The organism is Mixta sp., assembly GCF_024610815.1.
Lineage (GTDB): Bacteria > Pseudomonadota > Gammaproteobacteria > Enterobacterales > Enterobacteriaceae > Mixta > Mixta calida.
The window spans coordinates 1-7,916 of sequence record NZ_JANION010000054.1 but is presented as its reverse complement, the minus strand read 5'-3'; the positions used below and the strand labels follow the sequence as shown (position 1 = coordinate 7,916).

The window sequence follows — 7,916 nt, the reverse complement described above, 5'->3', positions numbered from 1 at the left end:
CTTCGGTGACGACTGCGGCATCAGCGTCCGCTGCGAGCCGGAGCGGTTCACCTGCGTAACCCTGCGTCTGCCGCTGGAGGAGAAGCTGTGTTAACGGTGCTGATTGTGGATGATGAGCCGCTGGCGCGGGAAAACCTGCGCGTGCTGCTGGAACAGGAAGAGGATATCGCCATTGTCGGCGAGTGCGCCAATGCGGTTGAGGCGATCGGCGCGGTTCACCGACTGCGCCCCGACGTGCTGTTTCTGGATATTCAGATGCCACGCATTTCTGGCCTGGAGATGGCGGGCATGCTGGATGTGGAGCAGCGTCCCCATATCGTGTTTCTCACCGCCTTCGATGAGTATGCGGTGCGCGCGTTCGAGGAGCACGCCTTCGACTACCTGCTGAAGCCGGTAGAGACGGGGCGCCTGGCGAAAACGCTGGCGCGGCTGCGTCACGAACGCGGCGAACAGAATGTCGCGCTGCTGCCGGAAAACCAGCAGGCGCTGAAGTTTATTCCGTGCTGCGGCCACAGCCGCATCTGGCTGCTGCCGATGGCGGAGGTGGCCTGCGTCAGCAGTCGGCTCAGCGGCGTTTTCGTCACCAGCATCGACGGCACCGAAGGGTTCACCGAACTGACGCTGCGTACGCTGGCGTGCCGTACGCCGCTGATGCGCTGTCACCGGCAATATCTGGTGAATATGGCACACCTGAGAGAGATCCGCTTACTGGAAAACGGTCAGGCGGAGCTGCTGCTGCGCAGCGGGCAGAAGGTGCCGGTCAGCCGCCGTTATCTGAAAAGCCTGAAAGAGGCGCTGGGGCTGAAAAGCGCGTAGTTTTGCTCGTCATCAGCGCAGAGATCGCTATACTGCCCGCTTTGAATACCGGAAGGGCGAGGAAGATCGCGATGATGAATAACGATGTGCTGCGTAGCCTGCGCTACATGCTGAAGCTGAACAATAACGAGATGGTCGCGATCCTGGCGCTGGCCGATACCGCGGTGTCGGCGGAGCAGGTGGCCAGCTACGTGCTGAAAGAAGAGGAAGAGGGCTTCGCCCCCTGCCCGGACGTGGTGATGAGCTGCTTTTTAAACGGCCTGATTTACCACAAACGCGGTAAAGATGAGAGCATGCCGCCGCTGAAGGTGGAGCGTCGCATTAACAACAATATTATCCTTAAAAAGCTGCGCGTCGCCTTTGCGTTAAAAACCGACGATATTCTCGATATTCTCACCGCTCAGCAGTTCCGCATCTCCATGTCGGAAATCACCGCCATGATGCGTGCGCCGGAGCATAAAAACTACCGCGAGTGCGGCGATCAGTTCCTGCGCTATTTCCTGCGCGGCTTAACCGCCCGTCTGCGTCCGGCCTGACATCGGCTTGAGACTGATTTTTCCTCATCATCTTATTTTGTCGCATAAGAGCCCGGCAGCGCTGTCGGGCTTTTATGCAAGCCACGCCGCGTATTGGTCTCGCTGCATCTCGGATTCCGCTATTAGTTACAACACACAAAAAGTCAAAAGCAGAAGCGAGACCGTGCATCCTGTTTTCTTCTCGCATCGGTCAAGATGCCGCTGCGTCTTTTAGCAGTCCTCCAGATTTCATTTCTGTCATACCGCTGCGTTCAATAGCGCGAATACTCCTGTGCGATCGTTTACTAAACCGCCATTAATATTCATTTACACTATGAATGGAAATGATTAAAGTTCTCATTCGCAATACTAACGGTAAGCTGCTTGCGCTGTCGTTCATTACCGCCGTTTCAGAGACTTTTACTATGCCAGCAGTGGCTGTTGGCTCAGGGATAGATGCGCGAAGGATGAACGCCTCTCCTGTTGGAAGCGGAACGCGTCTCGCAGCAGACAATAATAAAATCTCGCGAAGGTGAAAAAATGGTTTTTTCTAACAGTATCAGGGAAGGGCGCGTTGCCGGCTCCGCAGCAGGGAAACAGACCGCTCTGCTTTTAACGCCGCTTGCCGCGCTGGTGGCCATTGCACTGCATGCGCCAGCCGCCGTTGCCGCTGAGGCGGCGAAAGAGGAAACGCTGGTGGTGGAAGCGTCAGGCGACAGCGCCGACAATACCCAGGCGAGCGACTACAGCGTGCCGGTTACCCAGGCGGGCGCCAAAATGACCTTAACCGCACGCGAAATTCCGCAGTCCGTCAGTATCATCAGCAAGCAGCGCATGCAGGATCAGCAGCTGCAAACGCTGGGCGATGTGCTGAAGAACACCACCGGCGTGAGCGAAAGCGTGGCGGATTTCGACCGTAGCACCTTCTATTCGCGCGGTTTTATGATTGATAACTACATGGTGGACGGCATTCCCACCGTGTTTGAGGAACGCTGGAACCTCGGCGACTCCGCGGCCGATACGTCCATTTACGATCGCATCGAAGTGGTGCGCGGCGCGACCGGGTTGATGACCGGCACGGGCAACCCATCGGCGGCGATTAACATGGTGCGCAAGCACGCCGACAGCCGCGAATTTGTCGGCAATGTCTCCGCCAGCTACGGCAGCTGGGACAAGCAGCGTTACGTTCTCGATCTCTCGGCGCCGCTGACCGATTCCGGCAACTTGCGCGGACGCCTAATCGCCGGCTACCAGGATAATGACAGCTATATCGATCGCTACAGCGCCAATAAGAAATTCATCTACGGCGTGGTGGATGCCGATCTCACTGACTCCACCACCCTGTCCGTCGGCTACGACTATCAGGAAACCAACGCCGACAGCCCGCCGTGGGGCGGCCTGCCGCGCTGGTACACTGACCACAGTAAAACCGACTACGATCGCAGCGACAGTACCGCGCCAGACTGGGCCCGGAGCGATAAGCAGTCGAGAAAAGTCTTCGCCACCCTGACGCAGCGTTTCGACAGCGGCTGGCAGTTCACTCTGAACGGCACCCACACCGAAACCGAACTCGACAGCAAGATGCTCTATATCGACGGCTTCTTCGATAAAAACAGCGGCATCGGCGTCAGCGCTTATCCCAACTATCCGGTAGTTGGCGGCACCGGCTACAACACCGGCAAGCGTAAAGTGCACGCCCTTGACGCCTTCGCCAGCGGCCCTTACGAACTCTTTGGTCGTCAGCATGAGCTGATGGCGGGCGTCAGCTACAGCCGTCAGCACAACCTCTATATGAGCACCTTCGCCAACCTGTCTGCGGACGAGGTGGGCAATTTCAATAACTGGAACGGCAGCTTCCCGGAAACCGCCTGGGGGCCGCTGAGCCTGGCGCAGGAAGACACCATCCACCAGAAATCGGCCTATACCGCGACGCGCGTTTCGCTGGCCGATCCGCTGCATCTGATTCTCGGCGCCCGCTACACCCAGTGGAGCGCCAGCACGCTGACGCAGAATGTGGAGAAGAACCGCATTACGCCTTACGCCGGGCTGATTTACGACATCAATGACGCCTGGTCCGCCTACGCCAGCTACACCTCGATCTTCAATCCGCAGACTTATCGCGATATCAACGGCAGCTACCTTGCGCCGGTCACCGGTAAAAACTACGAGGCGGGCGTGAAGGCGGACTGGCTGAACAGCCGCGTTACCACGTCCATGTCGGTGTTCCGCATTGAGCAGGACAATGTGGGACAAAGCACCAGCCTCCTTATTCCCGGTACCCAGGAATACGCTTACTTCGCCACGCATGGCACGGTGAGCAAAGGGGTGGAGTTTGAGATCAACGGCGCGGTAACCGACGACCTGCAAATGACGCTCGGCGCTACGCGCTACGTGGCGGAAGATGGCGACGGCAATGCGATCAACCCCACCCAGCCGCGCACCAGCGTCAAGCTGTTCGCCGCCTGGACGCCGCCCGCGCTGCGCGACCTCACCGTCGGCGGCGGGGTGAACTGGCAGAACAAGGTTTGGCAGAATGTCAGCGCGCCGGAAGGCAACGGCACCTGGCATGCCGGGCAGGGCAGCTATGCGCTGGTTAATCTGTTTGGCCGTTATCAGGTGACCAGGCAGCTGTCGGTGCAGGCGAACCTCAACAACTTGCTTGATAAGAAATATGACACCAGCGTCAGTCAGTATGTGGTCTACGGCGCGCCGCGCAATGTGACCGTTACGGCGAACTATAGCTTCTGATGAATAACGGGCTACACTGGCGCTAAAGCGCAACGACCGGCACGTTGGCGGTCGTTGCGCAAGCGCAGGAGGAAGCGATGCCCGTTTATGATGAAACCACACAGTTTATTCTTGATCAGATCGCCCCGCTGGGGCGCTTCGCCGTCCGCCGCATGTTTGGCTGCACCGCGCTGTTTTATGACGGCCTGATGGTGCTGCTGATTGACCCGGCGGGCGTGGTGTTTCTCAAAACCGATGCGCATAACCGCAGCCGCTTTATCGCCGCTGGCTGCGAACCCTTCACCTACGCCCGGCGCGGCGCGGATGGCGCGGTCAAATCGGTTGAGCTGTCTTTTTATACCCTGCCCGACGCGCTGCTGGAAGACCAGGAGGCGCTGGCGGAGTGGATGCGATCGGCGATTGACGCCGCGAAGCGCGCCGACAACGGCAAAAAACGCGCCGGACGCAGTCGCGCGTATTAACCAGGTCAAGTTCGTCCGCGCTTTTGCGCTGACGCATTAACATCGGGCGGCTGCCGCCATCCGGCCGCAGCGCGTCACGCTTTAATTACCGTGACCCCTTTCTCGATAAAGGGCGTCAGCAGATGTTCATCGGTGTCGCTTTCCACAATCATTGTATTGATCAGCGCCAGATCGCCGATAACCCAGGCCGAGGCGGTATTGAGCTTCTCCGGCGAGGCCATGACCACGGTTTCCGCCGCCTTGCCGGCAAAAGCCCGTTTAATGCAGGATTCTTCATAGTCGCCGGTGCTTAATCCCGCCTCGGCGTGAATGCCGGTCACGCCCATAAAAAAGATATCCGCCCGCACGTTAGCCACGTTTTCGATCGCCGCCGCGCCGACCGCCACCAGCGAATGCCTGAACAGGCGTCCACCGATCATGATCACGTCGATCAGCGGGTGATCCGCCAGGCCCAGCGCAATGCCGGGGCTGTGCGTCACCACGGTAATTTGCAGGCTGTGCGGCAAAAAGGTAATCAGCTCGGCGGTGGTGGTGCCGCCGTCGATCATGACCACCTGACCCGGCTCGATCAGCGCCGCGGCCCTTTTCGCAATGGCGCGCTTGGCGTCCAGACGCAGATTTTTCCGCTCGGAGAAGGTGGCGGCGGCGGCGGAGGCCGGCAGCGCGCCGCCATGCACCCGTTGCAACAACCCTTCGGCGGAAAGCTCGCGCAGATCGCGACGGATCGTATCTTCGGAAACGTTGAATTCTTCGCTCAGCATTTTCGACAGCACCTGGCCGTCGGCGGCGAGCTTTTGCAGGATGAGTTGTTTACGTTGAGAGGTCAGCATAGGCTTCTTCTTAATTGCACGAAAATTCTTGAGCATGCATGTTTTTGCACGATATAGTGCGCATCTTACCGAAGGAGGTGCGTCCATGCCAGTAAAACATGCAGAAACGGGTAACCTGACAGGCAACAGACAGGCGGAGGTGCGAATTGTAGAAAGCAAAACGCTATCCGACGACTGGTATTTACTGAAGAAATACACGTTTGATTTCCGGCGACGGGACGGGGAATGGCAGCGCCAGAGCCGCGAAGTTTACGATCGCGGCAACGGCGCGACGCTGCTGCTTTATAACCGCGCAAAGCAGAGCGTGATACTTACCCGCCAGTTCCGCTTTCCGCTCTACGTGAACGAGCATCCTGGCTTTCTGTTGGAAGCGCCGGCGGGGCTGCTGGATAACCTCGATCCTGAGCAAATAATCAGGGCGGAGGTAGAAGAGGAGACCGGCTATAGCGTCGGGCAGGTGCAGAAAGTTTTCGAGGCTTTTATGAGTCCCGGCTCGGTGACGGAGAAGCTCTATTTCTTTATTGCGGAGTATCAGGCAGGCGATCGCGCCGGAGACGGCGGCGGGATAAAGGAGGAGGGCGAAGATATCGAGGTGTTGGAAGTTAGCTTTCAGGCGGCGATGCAGGCGATCCGGGATGGCGACATCGTGGATGCCAAGACCATCATGTTATTACAGTATCTTGCCCTTAACGGCATCATGTGAGGCAGCTATGAATGTGGAACTGATCCTTATCGCCGGGCCTTATCGCAGCGGCACCAACGGCGACGAAAGGCTGATCGCGCAGAATCTTCAACGGCTGGAGCAGGCGGCATGGGAGGTTTATCAGCGCGGACACGTGCCGGTGATCGGCGAATGGCTGGCGCTGCCGCTGGCGAAGGCCGCCGGTTCGCAGCGGCTGGACGATGCCATCAGCGAGTCGCTGCTTTACCCGGTGGCGCACCGGCTGATTGGCAAGTGCGACGCCATCTACCGCATTGAAGGCGCATCGCAAGGGGCGGATAAGGATATTGAGGTGGCGCAGCAGCGCGGCCTGAAAATCTACCGTTCGCCCGAAGAGATCGCGCGTCTGTAAAAATGCAGGAATGAAAGGGGGGATGCGGCGCATCCTCCCTTTTTTTGCTTAACGGCTTTGCAGGAAGGCCAGCAGATCGTTGTTCAGCTGATCCTGATGCGTGACGGCAAAGCCGTGCGGCGCATTGTCATACACCTTCAGCTCCGCGTTGCGAATCATCTCCGCCGCCACTTTGCCGGTACTTTCAAACGGTACCACCTGATCGTTGCTGCCATGGATCACCAGCGTCGGTACGTCGATTTTCGCCATGTCGGGACGGAAGTCGGTTTCCGAGAAGGCGGTGACGCAGTCGATGGTGCCTTTCAGCGACGCCAGCAGGGCGATATTCAGCGTCTGGGTCAGCACGCCTTCCGACACGGTCTGTCCGGCGTTGGTGCCGTAAAAAATCGGAGAAAAATCGCTGATAAACTGCGCGCGATCTTTACGCAGTCCGTCGCGAATGCCTTCAAACACGCTCATATCGACGCCCTGCGGATAGTCTTCCGTCTTGCCGAAAATCGGCGTCACCGCGCCCAGCAACACCAGCGCCGAGACGCGCGCGCTGCCGTAGCGGCTGATATAGCGCGTCACGTCGCCGCCGCCCATTGAGAAGCCGACCAGCGTCACTTCTTTCAGATCGAGATGAGTCAGCAGATCGTTGATGTCGGAAGCGAAAGTATCGTAATCGTAGCCTTCCCACGGCTGCTCGGAACGGCCAAAGCCGCGACGGTCAAAGGCGATGGCGCGGTAGCCGCGCTCAGCGAGGAAATTGAGCTGGCTGTCCCACATATCCGCATCCAGCGGCCAGCCGTGGCTGAAAAGGACCGGCTTACCCGAGCCCCAGTCTTTGTAATAGAGCTGGGCGCCATCCTGTGTCGTGAACATAGTCATACAAACATCCTCATTTTGGTGAGTGAACAAGGTTTAGGGAAGCGGATTATTATTTTCCGGGCGCGAGAAGATACGAACCTCAGGCGGCTTCTTGCTCCGATGGTAAGACAGCACCCGATTCTGAATCTTTAAATCGTTCATCGTATGACGCTTATGCTGTCTGAGATCGCTTTCATCGCTTTGACCATCAGCGGAATCGTGCCGTAGCCGGTCAGAAAGATCATAGGAATAAGGCAGCCGAGATGGGGCAAGGTTTCAGTCACGTCAAAGCCGTTTGCTTCCGGCATATTCATATCCAGAATCAGACAGCCTGGCGCCGGGCTGAAAGGGTAGGCGAGAAACGCCTGTGCGGAGGAGAAATCAGCGACCTGATAATCTTCCGCCGTCAGCAAACTTACCAGCGATTGCCTGACCGAATAGTCGTCATCCACCACATAAACTATTGGTTCCATAATTAGCCCCTCTCCAGTGTGTCTGCTCCGGTATGGATAATTCCGGCGAAAACCTGAATTTTTTGCTGGTTAAATTACGGCAACATGACGCTAAAATTTCTTAAACATGCTGGATGTTATCACACTAATTATCATTATCATGTTTGAAATA

10 protein-coding genes are annotated in these 7,916 nt (G+C 57.6%); 7 read left to right on the top strand and 3 right to left on the bottom strand.

Annotation, left to right across the window (positions count from 1 at the left end; all coding sequences use genetic code 11):
* The 5 genes from MYY08_RS03275 to MYY08_RS03255 form a co-directional block, all read left to right on the top strand.
* On the top strand, positions 1–94 hold a 94-nt coding region (locus MYY08_RS03275; protein ID WP_288013130.1), incomplete at its 5' end, for a hypothetical protein.
* Positions 88–816, top strand: coding sequence for a two-component system response regulator BtsR (gene btsR, locus MYY08_RS03270; RefSeq protein ID WP_038624604.1), 729 nt, complete (start codon positions 88–90; stop codon positions 814–816). The genes MYY08_RS03275 and btsR, both read left to right, overlap by 7 nt.
* Before the next feature lie 71 nt (positions 817–887).
* Positions 888–1,352: a YehS family protein gene (locus tag MYY08_RS03265; RefSeq protein ID WP_038624606.1), complete on the top strand. Its 465-nt coding sequence runs from the start codon at positions 888–890 to the stop codon at positions 1,350–1,352.
* Positions 1,353–1,871: 519 nt separating this feature from the next.
* Positions 1,872–4,079: a ferric-rhodotorulic acid/ferric-coprogen receptor FhuE gene (fhuE, locus tag MYY08_RS03260; protein WP_288013125.1), complete on the top strand. Its 2,208-nt coding sequence runs from the start codon at positions 1,872–1,874 to the stop codon at positions 4,077–4,079.
* Positions 4,080–4,156: 77 nt separating this feature from the next.
* Positions 4,157–4,540, top strand: a complete 384-nt coding sequence (locus tag MYY08_RS03255) for a TfoX/Sxy family protein (RefSeq protein ID WP_038624608.1) — start codon at positions 4,157–4,159, stop codon at positions 4,538–4,540.
* A 74-nt stretch (positions 4,541–4,614) separates the two neighbouring features.
* Here the strand turns inward: MYY08_RS03255 and MYY08_RS03250 are convergent, their stop codons facing one another.
* Positions 4,615–5,370 (bottom strand): DeoR/GlpR family DNA-binding transcription regulator, encoded by a 756-nt coding sequence (locus MYY08_RS03250; RefSeq protein WP_038624610.1) that lies wholly within the window; start codon positions 5,368–5,370, stop codon positions 4,615–4,617.
* A gap of 85 nt (positions 5,371–5,455) precedes the next feature.
* Here MYY08_RS03250 and MYY08_RS03245 point away from each other — a divergent pair, with 85 nt between their 5' ends.
* Both MYY08_RS03245 and MYY08_RS03240 read left to right on the top strand, forming a co-directional pair.
* Positions 5,456–6,073 carry an NUDIX domain-containing protein gene (locus tag MYY08_RS03245; protein WP_288013120.1) on the top strand — a complete coding sequence of 206 codons (618 nt, stop codon included), beginning with the start codon at positions 5,456–5,458 and terminating at the stop codon, positions 6,071–6,073.
* A 7-nt stretch (positions 6,074–6,080) separates the two neighbouring features.
* Positions 6,081–6,443: a DUF4406 domain-containing protein gene (locus MYY08_RS03240; RefSeq protein WP_038624612.1), complete on the top strand. Its 363-nt coding sequence runs from the start codon at positions 6,081–6,083 to the stop codon at positions 6,441–6,443.
* A 48-nt stretch (positions 6,444–6,491) separates the two neighbouring features.
* Here MYY08_RS03240 and MYY08_RS03235 read toward each other — a convergent pair whose 3' ends face one another.
* Both MYY08_RS03235 and MYY08_RS03230 read right to left on the bottom strand, forming a co-directional pair.
* Positions 6,492–7,313 carry an alpha/beta fold hydrolase gene (locus MYY08_RS03235; RefSeq protein WP_038624614.1) on the bottom strand — a complete coding sequence of 274 codons (822 nt, stop codon included), beginning with the start codon at positions 7,311–7,313 and terminating at the stop codon, positions 6,492–6,494.
* 137 nt (positions 7,314–7,450) lie between these two features.
* Positions 7,451–7,765, bottom strand: coding sequence for a response regulator transcription factor (locus MYY08_RS03230; protein ID WP_288013115.1), 315 nt, complete (start codon positions 7,763–7,765; stop codon positions 7,451–7,453).
* Positions 7,766–7,916: the final 151 nt, after the last annotated feature.

Coding starts and splice junctions, on each gene's coding strand:
- MYY08_RS03265 (WP_038624606.1), top strand. CDS start 888: ATGATGAATAACGATGTGCTGCGTAGCCTGCGCTACATGCTGAAGCTG.
- fhuE (WP_288013125.1), top strand. CDS start 1,872: ATGGTTTTTTCTAACAGTATCAGGGAAGGGCGCGTTGCCGGCTCCGCA.
- MYY08_RS03255 (WP_038624608.1), top strand. CDS start 4,157: ATGCCCGTTTATGATGAAACCACACAGTTTATTCTTGATCAGATCGCC.
- MYY08_RS03250 (WP_038624610.1), bottom strand. CDS start 5,370: ATGCTGACCTCTCAACGTAAACAACTCATCCTGCAAAAGCTCGCCGCC.
- MYY08_RS03245 (WP_288013120.1), top strand. CDS start 5,456: ATGCCAGTAAAACATGCAGAAACGGGTAACCTGACAGGCAACAGACAG.
- MYY08_RS03240 (WP_038624612.1), top strand. CDS start 6,081: ATGAATGTGGAACTGATCCTTATCGCCGGGCCTTATCGCAGCGGCACC.
- MYY08_RS03235 (WP_038624614.1), bottom strand. CDS start 7,313: ATGACTATGTTCACGACACAGGATGGCGCCCAGCTCTATTACAAAGAC.
- MYY08_RS03230 (WP_288013115.1), bottom strand. CDS start 7,765: ATGGAACCAATAGTTTATGTGGTGGATGACGACTATTCGGTCAGGCAA.